At 48.4% G+C, this 24,438-nt stretch carries 19 protein-coding genes and 1 tRNA gene; all 20 read right to left on the minus strand.

Annotated elements, in window-relative coordinates; genetic code table 11:
* On the minus strand, positions 1-6,148 hold a 6,148-nt coding region (locus PHS46_05700), incomplete at its 3' end, for a hypothetical protein (protein MDD3906008.1).
* Positions 6,149-6,287: 139 nt separating this feature from the next.
* Complete coding sequence (locus PHS46_05705; GenBank protein MDD3906009.1) at positions 6,288-7,502, minus strand: homocysteine biosynthesis protein; 1,215 nt, start codon at positions 7,500-7,502, stop codon at positions 6,288-6,290.
* 87 nt (positions 7,503-7,589) lie between these two features.
* Positions 7,590-8,054 (minus strand): Rrf2 family transcriptional regulator, encoded by a 465-nt coding sequence (locus PHS46_05710; protein ID MDD3906010.1) that lies wholly within the window; start codon positions 8,052-8,054, stop codon positions 7,590-7,592.
* Between the two features lie 18 nt (positions 8,055-8,072).
* Positions 8,073-9,002 (minus strand): cysteine synthase A, encoded by a 930-nt coding sequence (gene cysK / locus PHS46_05715; GenBank protein ID MDD3906011.1) that lies wholly within the window; start codon positions 9,000-9,002, stop codon positions 8,073-8,075.
* A 61-nt stretch (positions 9,003-9,063) separates the two neighbouring features.
* On the minus strand, positions 9,064-10,404 hold the full coding sequence (gene bioA, locus PHS46_05720; protein ID MDD3906012.1) for an adenosylmethionine--8-amino-7-oxononanoate transaminase: 1,341 nt from the start codon (positions 10,402-10,404) through the stop codon (positions 9,064-9,066).
* Between the two features lie 73 nt (positions 10,405-10,477).
* Positions 10,478-11,101 (minus strand): dethiobiotin synthase, encoded by a 624-nt coding sequence (gene bioD / locus PHS46_05725; GenBank protein MDD3906013.1) that lies wholly within the window; start codon positions 11,099-11,101, stop codon positions 10,478-10,480.
* Positions 11,098-12,537: an alpha/beta fold hydrolase gene (locus PHS46_05730; GenBank protein ID MDD3906014.1), complete on the minus strand. Its 1,440-nt coding sequence runs from the start codon at positions 12,535-12,537 to the stop codon at positions 11,098-11,100. The genes bioD and PHS46_05730 overlap by 4 nt, the downstream gene beginning before the upstream one ends.
* Entirely contained in the window at positions 12,518-13,669 is a 1,152-nt protein-coding gene (gene bioF / locus PHS46_05735) for an 8-amino-7-oxononanoate synthase (protein ID MDD3906015.1), read from the minus strand. Before bioF ends, PHS46_05730 begins: the two co-directional genes overlap by 20 nt.
* On the minus strand, positions 13,657-14,580 hold the full coding sequence (gene bioB, locus PHS46_05740) for a biotin synthase BioB (GenBank protein ID MDD3906016.1): 924 nt from the start codon (positions 14,578-14,580) through the stop codon (positions 13,657-13,659). The genes bioF and bioB overlap by 13 nt, the downstream gene beginning before the upstream one ends.
* A 110-nt stretch (positions 14,581-14,690) precedes the next feature.
* The gene (locus PHS46_05745) at positions 14,691-15,737 is read right to left on the minus strand and encodes an AIR synthase family protein (GenBank protein MDD3906017.1); all 1,047 of its coding nucleotides are present in this window, start codon (positions 15,735-15,737) and stop codon (positions 14,691-14,693) included.
* 1 nt (position 15,738) lies between these two features.
* Positions 15,739-16,371 carry a thiamine phosphate synthase gene (gene thiE, locus PHS46_05750; GenBank protein ID MDD3906018.1) on the minus strand — a complete coding sequence of 211 codons (633 nt, stop codon included), beginning with the start codon at positions 16,369-16,371 and terminating at the stop codon, positions 15,739-15,741.
* 12 nt (positions 16,372-16,383) lie between these two features.
* Entirely contained in the window at positions 16,384-17,382 is a 999-nt protein-coding gene (locus PHS46_05755) for a 7-cyano-7-deazaguanine synthase (GenBank protein MDD3906019.1), read from the minus strand.
* A 76-nt stretch (positions 17,383-17,458) separates the two neighbouring features.
* A complete protein-coding gene (rsmI, locus tag PHS46_05760) occupies positions 17,459-18,124 on the minus strand; it encodes a 16S rRNA (cytidine(1402)-2'-O)-methyltransferase (GenBank protein MDD3906020.1) in 666 nt (221 codons plus the stop codon).
* Between the two features lie 2 nt (positions 18,125-18,126).
* Positions 18,127-19,986: a glutamine--fructose-6-phosphate transaminase (isomerizing) gene (glmS, locus tag PHS46_05765; GenBank protein MDD3906021.1), complete on the minus strand. Its 1,860-nt coding sequence runs from the start codon at positions 19,984-19,986 to the stop codon at positions 18,127-18,129.
* Entirely contained in the window at positions 19,974-21,197 is a 1,224-nt protein-coding gene (gene nagA / locus PHS46_05770; protein ID MDD3906022.1) for an N-acetylglucosamine-6-phosphate deacetylase, read from the minus strand. Before nagA ends, glmS begins: the two co-directional genes overlap by 13 nt.
* A gap of 297 nt (positions 21,198-21,494) precedes the next feature.
* A tRNA-Glu gene (locus PHS46_05775) sits at positions 21,495-21,572 on the minus strand.
* The gene (locus tag PHS46_05780) at positions 21,558-21,809 is read right to left on the minus strand and encodes a GIY-YIG nuclease family protein (protein ID MDD3906023.1); all 252 of its coding nucleotides are present in this window, start codon (positions 21,807-21,809) and stop codon (positions 21,558-21,560) included. The genes PHS46_05775 and PHS46_05780 overlap by 15 nt, the downstream gene beginning before the upstream one ends.
* 173 nt (positions 21,810-21,982) lie before the next feature.
* Complete coding sequence (locus PHS46_05785) at positions 21,983-23,143, minus strand: ATP-binding protein (GenBank protein ID MDD3906024.1); 1,161 nt, start codon at positions 23,141-23,143, stop codon at positions 21,983-21,985.
* A 154-nt stretch (positions 23,144-23,297) separates the two neighbouring features.
* Entirely contained in the window at positions 23,298-23,708 is a 411-nt protein-coding gene (locus PHS46_05790) for a hypothetical protein (GenBank protein MDD3906025.1), read from the minus strand.
* A complete protein-coding gene (locus PHS46_05795; GenBank protein ID MDD3906026.1) occupies positions 23,705-24,331 on the minus strand; it encodes a nucleotidyltransferase domain-containing protein in 627 nt (208 codons plus the stop codon). The genes PHS46_05790 and PHS46_05795 overlap by 4 nt, the downstream gene beginning before the upstream one ends.
* Between the last annotated feature and the right edge of the window lie 107 nt (positions 24,332-24,438).

Consider the following 24,438-nt stretch of genomic DNA (forward strand, 5'->3'; position numbering starts at 1 on the left):
TGACTTCCGTTATGGATACCTGGTCTATGGCGTTACCAAGTGTATCGAATAAGGAAGTGGTGGTAGTGGTGCGGTCTATTATTACCGTAGCCAGGATATCGGAGTACTTGGTTACCTCTACTATAGTAGCGTTACCCCTTCTCTGGGCTATCACGTTATCGTAGGTATTTATTATTACTTTACGGTTTACAAAGCCGGTAGAGTCCACTGTAGCGGTCGAATAGGTATCTATGGTCTGGTTTAAGACGTTGCCGAATTGGTCGTAGCTATTGTAAGAGATATCCTGCATGTCGATAAAGGCTCGAGTGGCCTTATCGGAAGAGGTGTAGTTAAGGATCATGGAATGCATACTTCTATCATGTACGTCGTAGGTTGTTGTGATATCCTGAGCCTCCGAGAAGCTCCAGGTAGAGTCCTCATAAACCTCGGTCACAAGCTCCTGAGTGAGCGCGTTACCACGGGAGTCGAAGGAGGTATTGGTATATGTTTGCCTCTTTACGGGATCAGTAGGTGTTATTACACCTGCGCCGCTATCGGCAATAGTAGCTCCCTCATAGGTGGTTATGATGGTTACTCCTATGTTACCCTGTGAATTGATGGAGGAGTTCTCTATTACCTTTACTCCTATAGGATCGGTGGATGTCTCATTGGCGTAGGTTACTATGATCTGCTTTAGGGCTACACCGGAGGAGTGATAACCTATGGATCTAATCTCCTGGACGTCAAGCAAGGTGCCGAGCTTTTCATCATAGGTGAGGACGCGCTGGTTTACTATGTTGTGGGAGACATCGAAGACTCTATTGGTATATACGGCGTATGAGATCAAAGTCTCCACGTTATTATCTATAAGGTAGCTTGTTACCTCCTGAACCCCAGCGTCTCCCCTATTATCGATATCGGAATTGTGTATAACGCTCTTACTCGTCTTGACTAAAGAGCCGGTAGAGTCCGTTACCTCGGTTACCGACTCCTGGTCTATGGCGTTACCCAAGGTATCGAATAGAGATGTGGTAGTCGTGGTACGGTCTATTATTACCGTAGCCAGGATATCGGAGTACTTGGTTACCTCTACTATAGTGGCATTGCCCCTTCTCTGGGCTATTACATCTGTATAGGTATTGATGATGACTTTACGGTTTACAAAGGAGGTGGAGTCAACTGTGGAAGTAGAATAGGTGTCTATGGTCTGGTTTACGACATTGCCGAAGGAGTCGTAGTTATTGTAAGAGATATCCTGCATGTCGATAAACTCTCTTGCGGCCTTGTCGGCTGAGGTGTAGTTAAGTATTATGGAATGAGTGCTTCTATCATGTACGTCGTAGGTTGTTGTGATCTCCTGAGCCTCCGAGAAGCCCCAGGTAGAGTCCTCATACACTTCTGTCACAAGCTCCTGGGTTAACGCGTTACCTCGGGCGTCGAAGGTAAGGTTGGTATAGACTTGCCTCTTTACGGGGTCTGTTGGTGTTATAACCCCTGTGCCATTCTCGGCAATGGTGGCTCCCTCATATGTCGTTATGACGGTCGTACCTATATTACCCTGTGAGTTGATAGACGAGTTCTCTATTACCTTTACTCCTATAGGATCGGTGGATGTCTCATTGGCGTAGGTTACTATGATCTGCTTTAAGGCTACACCGGAGGAGTGATAACCTATGGATCTAATCTCCTGGACGTCTAAGAGGGTGCCGCCCTTAGAGTCATACGTGAGGACGCGCTGGTTTACTATGTTGTGGGAGACATCGAAGACTCTATTGGTATATACGGCGTATGAGATCAAAGTCTCCACGTTATTATCTATAAGGTAGCTTGTTACCTCCTGGCTCCCGGCATCGCCTCTATTATCGATATCGGAATTGTGTATGACGCTCTTACTCGTCTTGACTAAAGAGCCGGTAGAGTCCGTTACCTCGGTTATGGATTCCTGGTCTATGGCGTTACCAAGGGAATCGAATAGAGATGTAGTAGTTGTGGTACGGTCTATTATTACTGTAGCCAGGATATCGGAGTACTTGGTTACCTCTACTATTGTGGCATTACCTCTTCTCTGGGCTATCACATCTGTATAGGTATTGATGATGACTTTACGGTTCACGAAGGAGGTAGAGTCTACTGAAGAAGTGGAATAGGTATCTATGGTCTGGTTTAAGACGTTGCCGAAGTTATCGTACTTATCGTAGTAGATATCCTGCATGTCGATAAACTCACGCGTAGCCTTATCGGCTGAGGTGTAGTTAAGTATTATGGAATGAGTGCTTCTATCATGTACGTCGTAGGTTGTCGTGATCTCCTGAGCCTCCGAGAAGCTCCAGGTAGAGTCCTCATAGACTTCTGTTATCAAAGACTGCTTTAAAGCGTTACCACGGGCGTCGAAGGTAAGATTGGTATAGACTTGCCTCTTTACGGGGTCTGTTGGCGTGATTACACCTGCGCCATTCTCGGCAATAGTAGCCCCATCATAGGTCGTTATGACCGTCTTACCTATATTACCCTGTGAGTCGATGGAGGAGTTTTCTATAACTTTTACCCCGATTGGATCGGTGGATGTTTCATTGGCGTAGGTGACTATGATCTGCTTTAGGGCTACTCCCGAGGAGTGATATCCTATAGTCCTAATCTCCTGGACGTCAAGCAAGGTGCCGAGCTTTTCATCATAGGTGAGGACGCGCTGGTTTACTATGTTGTGGCTTGTGTCGAATACCCTATTGGTATAGACGGCGTATGAGACGGGGGTCTCAACTTCGTTATCTATAAGGTAAGTCGTGACCTCCTGCATACCAGCGTCTCCACGATTGTCGATACTCGCCGGATCGTTATGTATGACGCTCTTACTTGTTTTAACCAAAGTGCCAATAGAATCGGCGACCTCCGTTATCGATACCTGGTCTATGGCGTTACCGAGGAGGTCGAATGAAGATGTGGTAGTCGTAGTGCGGTCTATTCTTGCGTCATCCTCGGCGGTAATGGATGAGTACTTGGTAACGACACTCTTAGTGGCGTTGCCTCTCCTCTGGGCTACAATACCTGATACTTCCACGCCCGCGACAAGGACCGTGTCGCTGTAGCTATTCTCGATCACCTTGCGGTTTACAAAGCCGGATTGGTCCACGGTGGAAGTGGAATAGGTATCTATGGTCTGGTTTAAGACGTTGCCGAAGTTATCGTACTTATCGTAGTAGATATCCTGCATATCTATAAAGGCTCTTGTGGCCTTGTCGGCTGAGGTGTAGTTAAATATTATGGAATGAGTGCTTCTATCATGTACGTCGTAGGTTGTTGTGATATCCTGAGCCTCCGAGAAGCTCCAGGTAGAGTCCTCATACACTTCTGTTATTAAAGACTGGGTGAGCGCGTTACCACGGGCGTCGAAGGTAAGGTTGGTATAGGCTTGCCTCTTTACAGGACTAGTAGGTGTGATTACACCTGTGCCGCTATCGGCAATGGTAGCGCCCTCATAGGTCGTTATGACGGTGGTTCCTATGTTCCCCTGTGAGTCGATAGAGGAGTTCTCTATTACTTTTACTCCGATTGGTTCCGTACTCAACTCATTGGCGTATGTCACTATGATCTGCTTTAGGGCTACACCGGAGGAGTGATATCCTATGGAGCGGATCTCCTGGACGTCTAAGAGGGTGCCGCCCAACTCATCGTATGTGAGGACGCGCTGGTTTACTATGTTGTGGGAGACATCGAATACTCTATTGGTATATACGGCGTATGAGACGGGGGTCTCCACTTCGTTATCTATAAGGTAGCTTGTTACCTCCTGGCTCCCGGCATCGCCTCTATTATCGATATCGGAATTGTGTATGACGCTCTTACTCGTCTTGACTAAAGAGCCGGTAGAGTCCGTTACCTCGGTTATGGATTCCTGGTCTATGGCGTTACCAAGGGAATCGAATAGAGATGTAGTAGTTGTGGTACGGTCTATTATCGAGGTCTGGGCTATATCCTGGTACTTTGTTACGATTGTTGTCGAAGCATTGCCATGTTTTCTTCCGATGAGATTGTCATATTCACTGTGAATCACTTTGCGGTTGGCGAACTCTGATTTTCCGAGGTCGGTCCATGTATCTTCGGTCCTGTCGATTATATTGCCGTAGTAATCGAACCTAAGGTTCGCGACAACGACTACTGTATCAAAGACCTTATCGCCTGAATCGGCGAAAGTGTAATTGTAAATGGTCTGGTTTGTTACATTACCGCGGGAGTCGAAGTTATCATTGGTTATAACTTTGTAGGCGGAGGCCGTCTTTACTCCATCGGTATATGTATATGTGGTCCTCGTCTCCTTACCGGCTCTGCCTTCTCCCTCATAGTCGGAATATATGACATCCTCTTCGGTAACTAATTCCTCTGCCCCTGAGGTAAAGTAATACGTCTTTATGTTCTGGCTTCTGATGTTGCCGTTTAAATCTTCCTTCTCGCTACCGCTTAAAGCCGTATACATGACACTTGAGGTGGTGACTACTTTCTCAATGACTTCTCCGGAGTCGGAATATGTTATCTCGGTGATCGCGGATGCGTAATAGATGCCTCGGGAATTGCGCGAATATGTGAATGTCGTCTCTATCCTGGTACCGGCATAGCTTACGCTCGATATTATCCTCTCCTGTCCTGTCTTGCCTTCGTAGGTGCCGGTACCTGTGAGGTTATCCTTGCTATCCGCCGTAGCCCCGGCGATATCGTATTCTTCGGTGCCGGTTAATGTTTTCCCAATATAGATATAATCGGTTCTTACCTGAGCAAGGGCGTCGTCGCCATATATGGAATATGTGTGCTGGATTCTTTCAAAACCTTCGTCGCCTGTATAGGCGGATTCTTCCTGTAGAGCGCCGCTTCCCGCTACGGTAAGCTCGTCCGCCGATAGGGCAGACACGTCATAGGTCTTCGTCTTAACAAGTTCGTCCTCTTCGTAAGAATAATCGGTCCTCTGCCATGCCTTGTAAACACCGCCTTCTGCCGTGTAGCTCGACAGGACATATTTAATCTTCTCCTTGTCCTTCTCGCCTTCGTAGACCATGACGCTCTCGAGCCTGGATGAGTCTTCGGTGAGCCAATCGGCTTCCGATACGTCGGATATATCGTATGTCCTGACTTCGGACAGCGAATCATTGCCATTCTTGGTATAGTCGTATATGGTTATGCGGTTGGCGTTATTATTGCCTTCTTCGTCGATCTGGTAGGTATCAAGAGTATAGGATGCCCTCTCTTCTTCGGCGGCGCCTGTGTATACGGTCTTTGAAGTGAGACGGTCGCCTGTTAAAGAATCTTTCCAGGTATCTGTAGTAAAGTCTAATTCGAGGCCGTATGTATTGTAAGTGCGGGATTCATCGAGAGTGTCGGAGGCGGAATCTTTTGTGTAATCGTATATCGAGACTTCCTGGGCGGCTCCTTCTTCGTCGTAATCCGATAAGACATAGTCGATGCGTTCATTGCCGCTTGTGCCCGAATATACGGTTTTAGTCAATATACGTCCTAATGATATCGTCTCTTCCCCGGTCAGTTCCGTGTAGGAACCAAAGAAGGCATTGCCTTCTTTGTCTTTTATCTCTTTTGTTCCGGCCTGCCATGAATCCGCCTCGCTTAATCCTGAGACGTCGTATGAGATGATCTCTTTTAAGACATTGCCCTCATAATGGTAAACGTTGAGCTGTCTTGCTTTGCCGTTTGCGTCGAAGTCGGCCATGGTGTACTTGACCTGTCCGCCGCCTGTGGCGCTGGAACGTTTTTTCTGCAGGACAAGGCTATTATCTTCTTCCTGGGTCTTCGCGTCGCGAAGGTCGAAGACTAATTCTTCGGTGGTCTGCTTGGCGCTTATGATATCCTCGTGCACCTTCTGCTGGCTTGCGATATAGTTTGGAGAATATGAGGCGGAATCTTTGTTCTTTTCGTAGTTGGTTTGGAGTAAACCTCCGGCGCCTGTTAACTTTGATTTATAACCGATCTCATCATGAGTTGTAACTTCGATTGTCTTAGGAGCCTGTGCCGGGGTAGGTGTGATATAAGCATATCCATATGTTACTTGCTGTAATATAAATACAAACGCTACAAAAGACGATATTGTTTTGAAGAATACATTGGCATGCTTGTTCCGTCTCAAATAGATGAGATTGATGTCGTTTGTTTTATCGATCGCCATTGTATCCATCTTGTCACCTATGTATCTTTGTAAAATCTTTTACAAACATATAAATAACACCTCAAAAAAAATACGCCCTCCTGTGCACACTATAAGTATATATCATATATAAGGAATGTCAAGTGCTAAAATTAAGATTTTTTATATCTTAACATTTACCTAACGGCCTCTCTTTCAGAGGTTTACACACTACGCCGGAATCGGCAAGTGGCAACGCTTGTACATATTCCGTTAGAAAGAACTTTTTCTGGCTTATCCACTTCTTCAACTCTTCGGCTATTTCTATAGCTTTTAGATAACTCGACAACGGTGCGGTCGGCACCTCTTTGCCTTTTATCGTTATCTTCCCGCTTTTCAACTGTTTATAATTAACTTCACCCAGCGAACCAACTTTACCGTTTGGATAATCATCGCTATAATCCACAATCTGTGCCCATATGTCTTCATCTTTCACAGCCGCGGATTTTAATACCTCTTCATTTAATATAGGAATTGGTATGCCGACACCCACTGCGAGGGTTGCGCCGTATCCCTGGAATGATGTTCCGCGCAACCATTCGGGCTTCATCTGTTTCAAGTCGCCGTTCAGAGCCAGTGTCCCGGCTGGTGCCTGAGGCACGCCATTTTCTTTACGCTTCACGCTCGGATTGTGCTGAGTGCCGTTCCAGTAAACATACCCTACGCCACCGCCCAAAAATATCCTCGTCCCTATTCCGATGGTCCTGTAATACGGGTCTTTCAAAAGCGGCGACAGTTGTCCCGCCGAACAATAATTCGCGTTTCCCAGGTTCGGTTTCAGCGCGCCCATGTATGTATATATCGTCTTCTCGCCCGACAGATTTACCGCTACGTTGTAATTCTGGTAACAGTTCCGCGGATTCAGGAGCACGGCTTCGTTCACATCTTTTATATTGATGTATGTCTTCAGACATTTCCGCGGATAGCAGTCGGTGCCGTAAGCGGTCGCTTCGAGCACCACGTCTTTGCCGGCGGCCAATTCCTCTATCACATGCCCCCCGCCGTACCTGAACTCGCCGGGGTAGACTTTATTCTGCGGATCGTCTTCAGGCACTGCCGTCGCGCCGATATAGATATCGACCGCGGCGAATCCTGTGTAAGCGGGCACTCCGTTCAATGTCGCGCGCCCTCCGCCTATCTTGATCTTAGGTTTTGTGTGGCCTATATTTAAATAGGCGCCGCTTGAACACATAGGGCCAAAAGTTCCGGTCGTCACCACGTCCACATGCCTGGCCGCCTCTTTTAAACCTTTCTTCTCGACGAGATCTATGACCTCTTCTGCGGTCACGACAACCACATCGCCTGATTTTATTTTCTCGTTTATCTCTTTTATTGTTTTTGCCATTTAATAATTCCTCCTTATCGTTCGAGTGAGGCCAAATTTATTTTTCGCGCTTGTCGGGAAGATAAATTTGGCTTAAGCCGAGAGCTTCTATATCGCGTAATCGCCCGACGGCGCTACTGATAATTCCCTCTCTCTATATTTCATCACCATATCCTCAAACGTCACCGTGTCCACCACGGCAGATATGGCGTCTCTGACCTCTCTCCAAACGTCCCTGAATATACAGCTTGCGGTATCCTTACAGCCTTTATAATATTCATCTTGTACACACGCTATCGGCTCTATCGGCCCTTCCATAAACCTTACGACCTCGCCTATCGTGATTTCCCTCGGAGACCGCGCCAATATAAATCCGCCGTTTATGCCTCTTCGGGATTTTACGAAATTGCCCCGTCGGAGCGTAAGAAGTATCTGCTCTAAAAATTTAACGGGCATGTCCCCGGATCCGGCTATATCGTTTATAGACATTACGCCCTCTTCGCCTTCATTATAATGAAGCGCCAATTGGAAAAGCGCCTTGAGCGCGTAATCGCCTTTATATGTTATCTTCATTGTAAAATATTCTCCGCGCTATCGGAAATCTTCATACAGCCAGGTGGACAAATACCTCTCGCCGGTGTCCGGCAATAGAACCACTATCGTTTTACCTTTCGCGTCGTCTCGCTTGGCAATCTCCAGCGCCGCAGACATCGCCGCGCCGCTCGAAATCCCGGCGAATATCCCTTCTTCCGAGGCCAAGCGCCTGGCAATGTCACCCGAATCTTTTGAGCTGACGGTCAATATCTCGTCGACAACCGCCCTGTCCAGCACTTTCGGGACGAAACCCGCCCCGATACCCTGTATCTTGTGCGCCCCGGGTTTCCCGCCCGACAAAACAGGTGAGTCTTCCGGCTCAACGCCTATGATCTTCACGCCCGGCTTCTTCTCTTTGAGCGCTTCACCAACCCCCGTTATCGTACCGCCCGTCCCTATCCCGGCCACGAAGATATCGACAGCCCCGCAGGTGTCGTTCCATATCTCTTCAGCTGTCGTCTTGCGATGTATCTCGGGATTCGCCGGATTATTAAACTGTTGCGGCATGAAACCATTCTTCGTGTTCTTTACCAGCTCTTCCGCCTTATCTACCGCGCCTTTCATCCCTTTGGCGCCGTCCGTCAACACTATCTCCGCGCCCAATATCTTCAATAACTGCCTGCGCTCTACGCTCATCGTGTCGGGCATCGTCAGTATAAGCTTATAACCTTTGGCGGCCGCCGTAAAAGCGAGCGCTATGCCTGTATTGCCGGAGGTCGGTTCGATAATAACGGAGTCTTTTTTTAAAAGGCCTTTTCTTTCAGCATCCTCTATCATCGCCACGCCTATCCTGTCCTTAACGCTCGATAGCGGGTTAAAATACTCGAGCTTCGCCAGGATGGTCGCGTCTAAACCGTCGGCAAGCTTGTTTATCTTTACAAGCGGTGTATTGCCTACGGTCTTGGTTATGTCTGAAAATATGCGCATAACTCTGCCTCCTCCTAAACCCAATAAATATGATTAACTTAGTAGTGATTATACCGAATAGTTACTTTTTTGTCAACCGAATAATTTCGAAGGTCTGGTCGAGGATGTAATCCAATTCTTTTCGCCCGACGGATAAAGGCAGGAATAGATATATAATATTGCCCAGTGGCCGGAGGATAAGGTGTCTTTTAAGCCCTTCTTTGTATATTTCAAGCCCCACCCTCTCCCGGAAATCGAACGGCGTCTTTTTTTCTTTATTTTTGACAAGTTCTATCGCGCCTATCATACCGATAGACCGCACATCTCCCACCATGGGCAGGTCGCGGAATCGTTCCAGGACAGCGTGTAATATTTCGGCACTCCGCACCGCCTTCTCGAGCGTTCTTTCTTCTTTAAATATATCGAGCGTCGCCAAAGCGGCCGCGCACGCTATCGGATTCGCGGTATAAGTGTGCCCGTGATAAAAAGTTTTCTTGTCTTCATAATCTCCATAGAATGCCCTGTATATCTTCTCTGTGGTAAGCGTGGCCCCCAATGGCAAAGTTCCGGAAGTTACGCCTTTCGAAACGCAAAGAAAATCCGGAGCGACACCGGCGTGCTCACAGGCGAACATCTTGCCCGTCCTGCCGAACCCGGTCGCTACCTCGTCTAATATAAGGTGAGTGTTATATTTTTTCGCAAGCCGTGCTACGGCAGACAAATATTCTTTCGGATATATGATCATCCCGCCTGCGGCCATCACGAGCGGTTCCATTATCACGGCGCAAATTTTGCCGGAATGTTTCTTCAATATCTCCCCGAGCGGTTTTGCGCAATCGATCCGGCATGTACTTTTAGCCTTTCCCATAGGACAGCGGTAACAATAAGGCGACGGGGCTTTATGAGATTTAAAGAACATGGACGAGAAGACTTTGTTAAATAATCCGACGCCTCCGACGGACATAGCGCCTATCGTATCACCATGATACCCGGCGTCGAGCGAAATAAACTCCGTCTTCTCCGGTAGCCCCGTATTATGCCAGTATTGAAATGACATCTTCAGCGCGGTCTCGACGGCGGTTGAACCATTGTCGGAGAAGAACGCTCTTGCGATGCCTTCCGGCGCGATACCGACGAGCCGCTCGGCAAGCCAAATCGCGCCCTCGTGCGTAAACCCGGCGAACATGACGTGATCGAGCGTCTTTAGTTGGCGCGTGATCGCCTCTACGATCCTCGGATGGTTGTGGCCGTGGACGTTGCACCACCAGCTCGATATCGTATCGTAATAGTACCTGCCGCCGGCGTCGTAAAGCTTAAGCCCTTTGGATCGCTTTATCAATATCGGCGGGAAGGTGCGGCAATCCTTCATCTGCGTATAAGGGTGCCAGTTATATTTGAGGTCTTTGGCTATCAGTTTATCCATAAATTGCTTTTATTTATTGTTCGAGCGAGCGACTGCGAGGCGAAGCCGAAGCAAGAGCGAGTCGAGAACTTCTCTACTCGGCCCTGACACCTTCGGTGGCGAGGCCTCGCTCGAAGGATAATGTTATAACAGGAATCTGTCCAGCGAACTTTTTCACTATCTTAGGATTGTCTTTTAAGACCCGCTTATTCTCTTTGCGCGAAATATTGTTGAATATAACGCCGAGCGTCTCTATCTTTCTTGCCGAAAGCGCCTCGAGGCTTAATAGCGCGTGATTTATGGCGCCGATCTTGTTGGCGGCGACGAGCAGGACGGGCAGTTTCAGATCTTTCACCACATCTATCAATAACTTCTTTTCTGTTAACGGCACAAGAAGCCCGCCGGTGCCCTCGATGACAACGATATCATGCGTATTCGAAAGCCGCCGTAGATCCTTTTTGATTTTTGCTACATCGACGCTCTTGCCTTCCATTCCCGCGGCCAGGTGCGGAGACGCCGCCATCTTAAACGAAAACACCGCCTTGCTTTTTACGCAACCGGTCTCAACCCACTTCTGAACCGCTACTTTAAAACCTTTGCCCGCAAAATACCGCGCGAGTAAACCCGTCACCACCGTCTTGCCGACACCCGTATCCGTGCCCGCCACAAATATGCATTTGCGCCCCGGGGTGCGTTTTACAGCAAATAGACCGCTCATAACCGAGCCCTGCAGAAAAATACCTGATACGTCGCCTCGATAGAACCGAACCGTTCCATATAAACGGCCTCTATCTTTTTCACTAAGCCCGGGCTCCAGACAGCCCGCGCTTTTATGCCGAAGCCCGTCGTGCCGGAATATTTTATACTCTTTAATAGCGCGGATAGCGACGGGTAACGCTCCCTGAAGAATTCTTCGGTTACGCGGACTTCCCTGAAATATTTCTTTACTACTGCCGTCAATTTATTTTTGCCCGGAAAAGCGCCGGATGCTATCGTAACATCTTTCCCGAAAGCTACCGATAACGCGCTCTTTAACTCGCGAAAAGTCTCCGGGGCGAAACTCGAAAATGCGATAATACCGCCGGCTTTAAGACCGGCGGCCGATTTTTTTAAAACACCGTCGATGTCGCGGAGCCAATGGAGGGCGGCGTTCGACGTTATGAGATCGTATCCGGTTCCCATATCCGCATCTTCGGCGTCGGAGGTCTCAAAACATACATTACCGCAACCCATCTTCTGCCGGGCCCGGTCTATCATAGGGCCCGATATGTCTATGGCCCTGATACGACTCTCTTTAAATCTGTCCGCGAGAAGGCGCGTGTAATTTCCCGTACCGCATCCGATCTCCAGGATATTTTTAATATCCTCATCCGGCAAAATACTCATTAAGGTATTCGCGGCCCTGGTTTGTACGGCGGTATGCTCATCATATGAACCCGCGTACCTCGAAAAATTACATCTCGCCTTTTGATAAAAAACGGTTTTGAAATCGTCTCTTAAAAATGGTATGTGGCCGGCGCTTTTCATAATGATAAGATCGACACCGTCCGCATCCTTTTTTAGCGCGAGCGCCTCTTCTACCGGCGCTATCTTGTCACCCTCGCCATGAATGAGCCGCACCTTAACGTTTTTAAGCGTTTTCCCGTCGAGCGAAGCGCGCGACAAATAGTCGAGGCCGTCCACAAGCGCCTCCTCCGTCATGTCTTTAAGATAACTCTTCATCGGTCCATTTTTAAATAGGGACAGACACCTATTTTCCCCTGGCGAAAAACATTCATGGTAAAACTTATAAAGGTAGCCTTTCTTATTCGTCCCGACATATCCTTTTATCTTATTTATTCCGTCGGCATCATACCGCCTTCTCATGCCTATCAAGGTCATCGCTTTTACCCGATCGGGGTATTTCGCGGCGAAATCAGCCGCCATATATCCGCCCATCGAATGGCCGAGTATGGATATCTTCCAGAGGCCTGCCGCAGACAGGGTAGATAAGAGCGCCTCGTTAAAATCCGTCGGGCATAAAGCCGTGGGGATGAGATAATTGAAGTCGAGATCTAGAGAAGCAAATATTTTGCGATCCATCGCCCATCCGGGGACAAGAAGGATCGTTTCGGAAAAACCTCTGTCGGTATATTCAAACTTCGATATTGCCAATGTCTGCCGCCAATCGTTTTAATACAGCGATGTCGTGATCGAACGTCAATGAAAACCTGAGGCGCGCCTCACCCTTGGGTACCGTAGGCGGCCTTATGGGCAGTACCCGGTAACCTTTGCCCTGGAGGGCTTCCGCCATGGCTACGGCCTTGTGATTTTCCCCGACGATAACCGGAACTATTTGAGACGACCCTCTCACTTCGAAACCGGACGCCTTAAGCGCACCCCTGAAATACTCCGCCGAGCGCAACAGATCGCGCCGGCGATGCGGCTCGGATTCGATAATATCGAGCGAGGCGAGGTTACAAGCGATGACGGCCGGCGGAAGCGCTGTCGAATATATAAAGCTCCTGCACCTGTTGATCATATATTCGATCACGTTCGCGTCCGCGGCGAGATACGCTCCAAAGCTACCCAGAGCCTTGCCGAATGTCCCCATGATAAGATCGACTCTATCCGAAAGCTGTGCCTCTTCCACCATGCCGGATCCATTCCTGCCGTATATGCCCGTCGCATGGGCCTCATCGACCATAAGACGGCAGGTGAATTTATCTTTTAATTCAACCAGGGCCTTTAGATCCGGCGAATCTCCGTCCATGCTGAATACGGTTTCGGTAATTATCAGCGCGTTTTTGAATTTCGGGCGCTCCTTTTTTAAAATAGCCTCCAGATGGCCCATGTCATTATGCCGGAACCTGAAAAACCGCGCGCCGGATAAGACCAGCCCGTCGATGATGCTGGCGTGGTTCAATTTGTCGGAGAAGATGCAGTCGCCCGCGCCGTAGAGGGCGCTTATTATGCCTGTGTTCGCCTGATAACCGCTATTAAAGATAAGCGCCCGCGCCTTACCCTTAAACGCCGCCATGCGGTCTTCTAATCGGTGGCATATCTCGAGATCCCCGCTCAAAAGACGCGAACCCGTCGAGCCGGCGCCGTAAGTTTCGAGCGCCTCCTTTGCCGCGGCTATTAATTCAGGGTGTCCCGACAAACCAAGGTAGTCGTTGGATGAAAAATCGATATATTCTCTGCCGCCGAAGAATATTTTTCCAGCCGTCCTGGACGAGGCAGGAGTCAATTTACGCAGGCATCCTTCCCCTGCGATATTTTTTAATTCTTCTTCTATCTTTTCCATGAATATTTTATCTCTTCGATAAGCTTCCGGTCATCCGCGAGGGCGCGGCCCTTAACAGTGAGATATCCCCCGATGAGCATCCCGTTCGCGCCGGCCATAAACGCCAGGGCCTGGTGATCTTTAAGGCTCGTCTCTCTGCCGGCGGCAAGCTTCACGGCTTTATCTTTAAGAATTATGCGGAATATCGCTATCGTCCTTAGCGCGTCATCGCAGGATAATCTTTTCGCGGCGGCGAACGACGTGCCGCCTATCGGGATAAGCACATTTACAGGCACCGAATCGACGTCGAGCTTCTTTAATATAAGCGCCATCTCTATCCTGTCGCGCCACGTCTCACCCATGCCGATAATGCCGCCACTGCACACTTCGAGGCCCACTTTTTGAGCAAGCTTTATTGTCTCGACGCGATCGGCGAATGTGTGTGTACTTACGATCTTGCGGAAATAACGCGGGGATGTTTCGATATTGTGGTGGTAACGGCTTACGCCTGCTTTTTTCAGATAAGCGAGGCCCTCTTCCGTCATCCTGCCGAGCGAGGCGCAGACCTTTATGCCGACCTCCGCTTTTATGACGGAGGCCGCCTCGCCGATGCGCCGTACCTCACCCTCGGTAAGCGTATTGCCGCTTGTAACTATGCCGAATCTCCTCGCGCCGCTATTCTTTGCGGCGCGCGCGGCGTCGATAATTTCCCGCGCACTCTTTAAGGGATACGCCTCGATGCCGGTTCTATGCCTGCAGGATTGGGCGCAGAACTTACAGTCTTCCGCGCAAGCGCCGGATTTCGCGTTCAGTATGGTGCAGATGTCGAGCCTGGAGCCTGTATGCGCGGCCCTTACATTATCGGCTCTACGCGCAAGCTCTATCGTAGGAAGTTTAAGCAGAGCTTCTATCATTCTTATCTTATTATCCATTGTAAACTATAATATCATGTTTGGTTTACAATAGGAATAAAAAAAATAGCGCGTGTTACTGTTCGAGCGAGGGCAAAATTCTTCTTCTCGGCTTAAGCCTCCGGCCTCGTTTAAAATACTTTTGCCCGAGTTGAGAACTCCTCGAATTTGATCCAGAAAGGATCCGTCTTAGGGTGTTCCAATAGTTCTTTTTTACCGCGTCTTATGGTATGAATACCTTTTTTCGCCGGCACCGCCTCGCCCATTATGCTCGCGAGTATGCCCTCATCTTTTAATGCCCTCACTACCGCTTTCGCTCTCGAGGGTTTCGCGGAAGCGAGGAGCGTGCCTTCGCTTATCGACAGGTAAGGGTCTATGCCAAAACATTCGCAGGTCTTCGTCACCGCGTCCTGCGTAACGATCTCGTCTGTATAAATATTCAGCCCTACGCGGCTGTGGACTGCCATCTCATACAATCCGCCGAAGACGCCGCACTCTGTGGCGTCGTGCATCGCGGTAACCCCGCCCGAGCGCGCGGCTATCTGCGCGTCCTTTACCGTTGACATCTGGTAATAAACATCCCGCGCCTTCTTCAATAACGCCGGACCAAACCGCGCTTCTATGAATTTCGGGAAGTACGCCGCCATAAGCCCTGTCGTCTCTATCGCCGGGCCTTTTGTCACGATCATAAGATCGCCCGGATTTATCTTGGGATTCACGAGTTTCGTCTTTTTATCTATGCCGAATACCGTCGCGCCGCCGGCCATAGGATAATTGCAACCGGCGTAACGCGCGGTATGCCCGGTTACGACCGCTATCCCGAGTTTTTTACATTCTTTGTGCACGGTATCCCACATCCGCGTCAATTCATCCTCGGTTATCTCCGGTGGCAGATTAAGATCGACAGCCATATATCGCGGGGCGATACCGCTGACCGCCACGTCGCTCGCTAATATATGCACCGCGAACCATGCCGCCTTTTCTATCCCGAGTTCTTTCGCGAGGTAGAAAGGATCCGTCGACAATACCATCACCTGTTCGCCCAGGTCGATGACGCCGAAATCGACGCCATGCTGTGGCCCAACCATAACCGTCTTGTCCGGAGCGCCTAAGCGCGGATATATTACTTTGTTAAAAAACTCCGGGTGTATCTTGCCAAGCGCGGGTAATTTTTCCATATTATGCCTTTTCCAGTTTTTCTTTAAGTTTACCTGCGGCTATCTTAACATCATCGGAGGCCGATATCGCGCGGATCACAGCGATATTCTTAGCGCCTTTCATCAGAAGCTCGTCTACGTTAGAAAGATTTATGCCCCCTATAAAAAATACCGGCTTCTTTGTTGTCTTCAGGACTTTTTCGATATCTTTTATGCCGACGCAGTTTTCTTTCACCACCGTCGGGAATACCGGGCCGAACCCGATGTAATCGACGTCTTCGGTATTCGCGCGTTCGACTTCTTCAATAGATGAGGTCGATAGCCCTATGATGGCGTCTTTACCCAGGATCTTGCGGGCGAAGGCTATGGTAAAACGTTTCGCGTCGTCCTGTCCCAGATGAACGCCATGAGCGCCTGCCTCTTTAGCTATCGCGGGGTCGTCGTTTACTATAAACTTTACGTTATTTTCCACGCAGAGTTTTTTTATCCCGCGGGCCAGTTGTATAATCTCGCCGGGCGTTTTAGTCTTCTCGCGAAGTTGTATCATATCGACGCCGCCGGCGATCGCATCCCCGGCGATATCGATGGCGCTACGCCCGCGACAGTATTCTTCGCTGATTATAAGATATAAAATCCGCTCGTCTATTTTTCGCATGGTGAAAATCGCTTAAAGCCGCAGGCGCTCGACCTCCGCCGCGGACGCAGGCTTTACCGACAAAGTCTGTCTTGCAGAAGAACCCGTCCTCCAATAATCCACCTTGAGCGCCGGCTCGTTCCTGAACTTCGTATGGTGCGCCATGACACTCGCGGCAAGCTCGAGAGAACTATCGTCAACAGCTCCGCGAAGCACCGCTATCGGCCCCTGGTGTTCTTTTAATTTAAAGAAAACATCCCCCGTTATCGCCATTTTTTGCAGGAGGCTATTCTCGTCCATGTCGCGGCCTACCGCGAGTTTCGTTGTGGCGGATAAACGGAAATGCCTGCCGACGGTAAGAAATTTCAGATTATCGACGGTCATGGCATCGTGCTCGGCCAGGTCTTTGACCCTTTTGGTAAACCCGGGATCGGTCAGAAGACATCCGCCCGCCGGGTTCGGGTATTTTTTTATACCGTACTGGGCGGCGAGCGCAAATTGCGGCTTTCTCGACCTTCCGGAAATACTCAAAAGCTTCTCCCTGTCAACAGCCCCTTCTTTCTCCGGGACGGTGGGATCCAGCAATTTTGCCGAAAGCGGCCGCAAAAGAAACCCTTTCAACCCGGCCTCTCTGGCTATTATATTAAGCGCGTCAAGCCTCTGCGACATCGATCTCTCGCCCAGCACCTCGCCGGTAACGATAAACGAGGCGCCGAACTCATCCATCATCGCTTTCGCTTTTTTCAGCATGAATATCTTGCAATCGATGCACGGATTCACGTTCTTTCCGTACCCGTGTTCCGGGTTTTTAAGTACGGAAAGATACTCGGCGGTGATGTCGACTACCTTTATAGGCACATCGAGCGCTCTTGCCGCCTTTGTCGCGACATTCTCCCCGTCCTGCATGATGCATGCGCAGAAGTCTATCGAGAAATTGATCGCCTGAATCTCGACACCCTGCTCCTGCATCAGACGGACGGCCAGTATGCTGTCCAAGCCCCCGGAAAACATCATTATCGCTTTTTTGTTCACTTTTAAAGTCTCCGTTTCTGCTCTTGCCGAAAATCTTTTATTTCATCCGAATTTTTTAGTCGCAGGATTTTTTCCTTTACACTATGACGATGAATTCGCCCTTTGGAGGATGGGCGGTGAAGTGCGCGATGGAGGCGGAGACTTTTTCGCGCCTGACTTCTTCGAATTTCTTCGTCAATTCCCGCGCCAGGGCGATCTCCGTATCGCCGTATATTTCCAGAATATCTTCGAGCAGTTTCAAAATTCTGTGCGGCGACTCATAAAGCACGATCGTCCTGCCCTCATCTTTAAGTTTTATCAGCTGGCTTTTCCGCCTGGCCCCTTTGTTAGATAAAAATCCCTCGAAGGTGAACTTGTCGGTCGGCTTACCGGAAATCGTAAGCGCGGTTACAACTCCGGACGGTCCGGGGATAGGTACGACCGGAATATTATTGTCGATACACACCCGGATTATCCTGTATCCGGGATCGGATATCCCCGGCGTCCCTGCGTCGGAAACGAGCGCTACGCTTTTACCCTCTTTCAGAACGCTTAAGAGGTAATCCGTCTTCTGTATTTTGTTATATTCGAAATAACTCGTCGTCGGAGTTTTGATCTCATATCTATCTAAGAGTATTCTGGTGTGGCGGGTATCTTCTGCGGCTATCAGATCTACGGATTTCAGTGTCTGGATCGCGCGTAAGGTTATGTCTTCCAAATTTCCGATGGGTGTCGAGACTACGTACAGCGTGCCTTGTCCCATTTTTACTCTACCGTCACGGACTTTGCCAGGTTCCGCGGTTGGTCTATGTCGTATCCGAATTTCTTCGCGACATAATAAGCCAAGAGCTGGAGCGGTATTACTACAAGTAGCGGGCTAAAGAGCTCGTCGACTTTCGGTATCTCGATAACGTAATTGACGCTATGATGAAGTATCTCTTTATCTCCCTCGGTAACTATCGCTATGACGATGCCGCCGCGCGCTTTTATCTCCTGAATATTCGAAAGCATCTTTTCGTAAGTCTTCGACTGCGCCGCTATGCAAACGACCCACGGATTCTCGTCTATGAGAGCGATCGGCCCGTGTTTCATTTCGCCGGCGGCGTAACCCTCGGCGCTTATATACGATATCTCTTTTAATTTGAGCGCGCCCTCGAGGGCGTTTGGATAATTTATATTGCGCCCCAGGTACAGGAAGTGCGACTTATTATGTTTTTCGAAATAATATTTTTTGAACTCGCCGGCATACGCGGCTATATTGTTATAATCGGATCTGTATTCGCCTATAAGTTCGTTCATAAGCGCGGGCACTCTTCTAAATTCTTTCACAATGCGGTTGAATCCGGTCGGTGTGATCGTCTTTCGCAGATAACCCATATACAACGTCACAAGATAAAGTATGGCGATTTGCGCCGTATAGGCCTTGGTAGAAGCGACCGCTATCTCCGGCCCGGCGTGCGTATATATGACGCCGTTCGCCTCCCTGGCGATCGAGCTTCCGACGACATTGCAGATGCCGAGCGTGGAGGCTCCCTTCCTTTTGGCCTCGCGCAAAGCCGCCAGAGAATCCGCCGTCTCGCCGGACTGCGAGATTATTATCACCAGCGTGTCTTTGTCGACTATCGGGTCGCGGTACCGGAATTCGCTCGAGGTATCCACCCAACATGGTATCCGCGCGTATTCTTCTATCATATATTTGCCGGTCAGCCCCGCGTGGTACGCGGTGCCGCAGGCGACTATCGCGATTTTTTTAAACTTCTTCAGGTCGTTTTCACTTATCTTGAGCTCCTGGAATACCACCTTACCGTCCTGCAGTCTTTCGCCGAGGATATCCCCTACTATCTCGCCCTGCTCGTAGATCTCTTTGAGCATAAAATGCTCGTATCCGGATTTCTCCGCCTGTTTTATATCCCAGTCTATGCGGGTCGTTTTTTTAGGTACCTTGTGCCCGAAGGAATCTTTTACGGTCACCCCTTCTTTTGTCAGAATAACCAATTCATTGTTCTCGAGGTATATAACTTCTTTTGTGTAGTCGAGTACCGCCGGCACATCGCTGGCTAAGAAATTTTCCCCGCAACCTACGCCTGCGATAAGCGGCGAATCGCATCTGGCGCCTATCACCTTGCCGGGTTCATTGGCGTGTATAACCGCGATGGCGTAAGATCCTTTTAGCGCTTTTATAGCCCTGACGACCGCTTTTTCTATATCGCCGCTATAATATTTTTCTATAAGGTGGGCTATCGTTTCAGTGTCTGTATCGGAAGTAAACTTGTGGCCTTCTTTTATCAGTGTTTTTTTAAGTTCCAGGTAGTTTTCTATTATACCGTTATGCACTATGGCTATCTTGCCTTTGCAGTCCAAGTGCGGATGAGCGTTTATATCGTTTGGAATGCCGTGCGTCGCCCAGCGCGTATGGCCCACGCCTGTCGTTCCTTTCGTCGGAGATTTTTTAAGCGCATTGGTGAGGGTCTGGAGCTTGCCCTGTTGTTTTACCGTATTTATCCTGTGGCCTTCTATAACCGCTATGCCGGCAGAATCGTATCCTCTATATTCCAGACGGCTTAAGCCCTTCACGAGGACGTCCTGCGCTTTTCTTTCTCCTACATATCCCACTATCCCGCACATATTATCTCTCCGCCTATGATTGTTTTTTTAACTTTAAAATTTTTGTCGAATATAACGATATCCGCGTCCATGCCGGGGGCAATGGTACCCTTGTGCCTATTTATACCGAGCAGGCGCGCGGGATTAGCCGTCATCATTTTGACGGCATCGGCAAGCGGAATACCACAACCCTCGACGCAATTTTTTAATGCGCCTATCATTGTAAGGGCCGACCCGGCTATCGTGCCGTCTTTAAACCTGTAAACGCCGCCTTTTTTCTCAACACCGGCGCGCTTCTCCGCGCGCACGGAATCCGTAACCAGTATAACCTTATCCGCGCCTTTTATTTTTATAAGAAGGCTGAGTAGTTCTTTGCGGACATGTATCAAGTCCGGGATAACTTCCGCAATTACATCATCGGATAAAAGTGCCGCGGTGCCGACGCCCGGCTCGCTTCCGGCGAGACGGCGCATAGCGTTAAATATGTGAGTGGCGTGCCTTATGCCTGAGCGTATACCGCCCAACGCCTCGTCATACGTCGCGTTAGAATGGCCGACGGAAGCTATGATCCCGTTACGTTTCAAAAGTTTTACTATCGAAATAGCGCCGGATACTTCCGGGGCTACCGTCATCATCCTCAAAAGCGTGCCGCATTCTTTGATAAAACCGGCGGCATCTTTCGCGTTGGGCTTTTTTATATACCGTTTGTCCTGCGCGCCGGCCTTCCCGCGGCTTATATAAGGCCCCTCGAGACGCACGCCGAGAAGATTCGCGCCGAAAGGGCTTTTTATAACAAACTCTTCGGCGGCGCGGATTTTTTTTATCACTTCCCGCGGCGCGGCACATGATTGCGCGACGACTATCGACGTAGTTCCAAAACGCGCCTCGTTGGCAAATATATCGCCGGGCGCGCCATGGATATGCGTGTCTATAAAGCCGGGCGCGACAAAACATCCGTCGGCATCGATAATAACGGCGCCTTTGGGGCGCCGCGTTATGCCGCCGAGCGCTGATATTGTGCCATTCTCTATCAGGATCGGTTTATTTTGCGTAGCCCCCTCGGCCTTCAGGCCGAGGCCCCCTCCTGCCGGGTTCACAAAAGCCGCATTCCTCCCAGCGCTAAAGTCCGTGGATTTCTGCCGGGGGATTAAAAGAGCTGTCGGTAAAACTACGGTACCGTGTTCTATAATGATGGGCTTGATAACTACCTTGGCTTTTGGTTCAAAGCTCAAATCCCGCCTCGTTGTTGCTTCAGGATCTTAGAAATTTAAGTTCCTCGATATATCTTAAACTCCAGGACCTGAAAATCTTCTTCGAAAAGTTTACCGAGTACTTCTATTTTTCAGAGAAAAATAGAAGTATCTTAAACTCCAGGACCTGAAAACTTTCTTCGAAAAGTTTTCAGAATATGGCGTCCCCATGGGGATTCTCCCGCCATCTGTCTTACTCAGGGCGGGACCCCGCCCCCAGCTCAACTCCGGGCGGGGGAACCCTGCTATGTCGAATCTCTGGACTTTCACGGCGAAAATTGGCGTCCCCATGGGGATTCGAACCCCAGTCGTCAGAATGAAAATCTGATGTCCTAGGCCAGACTAGACGATGGGGACGCTTATTAATCTCTTAAAACCGTTTCCGCCTTTTAACTTTTTTATGTAGTGCTCTCGTTTAATGGCCCGGCATTTGCTTTCGGCGGATTCTTTATACACAAGCTTCCACGGACCTTTGTTTTTCGTTGACCTTACCTTATCACTGTTATGTTCTTTTAAGCGGCGTTCCAGATTTTCTGTACTACCTGTATAATATCGCCCGGTTTTCCCACTCTGAATTACGTATACAAAATACATTTTCCACCAGCCAGACTACCCCGCCGTTCGCCTCACCCGGGGCGGGGCCCCGCCCCGAACTTGACCCCAGGCGGGGGACGATGGGGACGCTTATAAGTTTTTATTATAACAAAAAGCGCGCTCCTTTGTCGAGCGCTCTTTTATGTTTCCCCGGAGATTATCTACATAGGTAGTTAAAGATTAACCTTCTCCACATCTTTGTAACTGACTATATCGATCATTCCCCGGCGCTGAGTTTCATTACCACCATATACCAACACAGGCCTGACAGTATTTTTCCTGTTGATCTTCTGGTAATACCGTAACCCTTTAAAATAATCTTCGTTTATAGTGCTTCCGAGTTTTATCTCAACCGGTTTTACAGATGCGTTATTCTCGAGCAGAATATCAACTTCATTACCGACGTTGTCGCGAAAGAAATAAATATTACTATTTTTACCTTGGTTTGTCCGCGCCTTCAGAAGCTCAGCGGCTACAAAATTCTCGAAAAGAGAGCCTTTTAACGGATGGCTATTGATCTGTTTTGCGTTTTGTATTTCCAGAAGATACGCGGCGAGGCCGCAATCGGTAAAATATAGTTTAGGAGCTTTAATAAGCCTCTTTCCAAAATTCGCATGATGCGCCCGGACGAAAAATATGACATAACTTGCCTCGAGCACACTTAACCAGCTTTTAGCGGTATTATGGTTGATACCGCAGTCATTGGCAAGATTTGATAGATTTATAATTTGAGCCACCCTGCCGGCGCACAGTTTAAGGAATTTCTCGAATTTTGCGAGGTCTTTAACATTGATTAATGCGCGGATATCGCGTTCCAGATATGTGCTAACGTAAAAAGAAAGAGCTTCGGTAGGGTTAAGTTTTTTATCATAGATGCGCGGATAAAAACCGGTGAAGAGAATTTTATCTATGGAGATTGCCTTGTTAGAGTAAATTTCATTATATGAAAATGGCAAAAGAACCGCCAGGGCAGTCCTGCCTGCAAGGCTTTGACTAATAGTATCCAAAAGATGAAAATTCTGACTTCCCGTTAATATGAAAAGCCCGGGCTTATCCTTTGTATCTACTATTTCCTGAATATACGACGCCAACTCAGGGACGCGTTGTATTTCATCGATAACGGCCCCTTCTTTAAGACATTCGTTTAAAAAAGACCTCGGATCGGTTCTGGCATAATCGCGTATATCGATACTTTCGAGCGAGAAGTATTTCTTTTTTGGAAACAATGCTTTACACAAAGTCGTTTTACCGGATTGCCGCGGTCCGGTAAGAGTAACGACCGGGTATTGCCGCGCATAACGAAGAATCTTCTCTGAAATGGTTCGCTTTATCATGTCCAAAGTATATATTATAATTTACACTTTGTCAATGCAATTATCAATATGTAATCTTAGAATAAAAACGCGCTCCTTTGTCGAGTGCTCTTTTAGGTTTATTCATATAAAGATAAATATCCGCGATTCCTGGAAGATAATTTCCTGGTAGTTATCACAGAGGCGGGAGATTCGAGATAGCCCATTCATAAAATCGTTCGGCAAGCTTAGCTATATCAATGGCTTCCGGCTGTCTGAAATCCCTGTTTTCATAAGCTATGAGGTTCTTCTTTGCCACGATCCGTCTATAAGTGCTTGATTCCCCGGCCTCGATTTTCGAAGGAAGACGCTGGATCAACTCTGTTGCCTCCATATGATTGTCACTTACAGAGCGGATCCCGGAGTGGAACGTCAACATAGCATCGCAACAAGATATGGCGCAGTGACAAGCGTTAAGGCCGGTCGCTGTCCAGTTGTCCATCTTGCGCGCTGTCATCATGATGTCGTAGAAATCTTTGGCCTTATTAAGAAATACCTTATAATCGCTCTTTTCGACATCGACGGTTTTTATCTTCTTTGGGGTCATATAAGCTTTTCCAGCCTTTCTCCGTAGATAAGCTTATAAGACCTTAGGATATTTTTGACAATGGGTAACCCTTTCTCGTATTTAGAGTCGAATTCTATCTTTGTATTGATATAGGGTGAAACGACATTGCTAAATTCTTTCAATATTCTGTCATCTATCTCTTCGAAAAGACGTTCTACGGCAGGCCTCGCGGTGGCATTTTTTAATATTACGGCAAGATCTATATCGCTTGAGGGGTGGTCGGCATGCTTACTAACGCTACCGAATATAGCCACGCTCAGGATATCCTTTCTTGCCGTTGAGGTAGATATCTTACGCTTTATAATTCTTATTATACTATCTAGAATGGCGTTTTCCTTAGAAAATAACGGTTTAAGAAGTTTTGATACCAGGAAGTTATTTGCGTTTAAACTATAGACGTGTGTTTTGCCGACATTACGCAAGATGAGAATCTTTTCTCGGTTAAGAGCATTGAGCGCCATATGCGCCGACTTTGGAGTTACACCAATCTCCCTGGCTATTTGCCTTCCGTTCCAATCGGCGTCCGTTCTGCAAAAAAAACGCAGGATCTTTGTTTTTATTGTGCTATTCAGGATATTGTCTATAGGTTTGGTCATCTTCATAATAGTGTTCCCTTGTGCTGTATACTTTAATAAACACGTGTTTCCTAAAGTAAACAAAGAATATCATCTATATTTACCGAAGTCAAGTTAATTTCCGTTAACTTCGG

It is taken from the genome of Candidatus Omnitrophota bacterium (assembly GCA_028699255.1).
In the GTDB taxonomy this organism is placed as follows: domain Bacteria; phylum Omnitrophota; class Gorgyraeia; order 2-01-FULL-45-10; family 2-01-FULL-45-10; genus FEN-1322.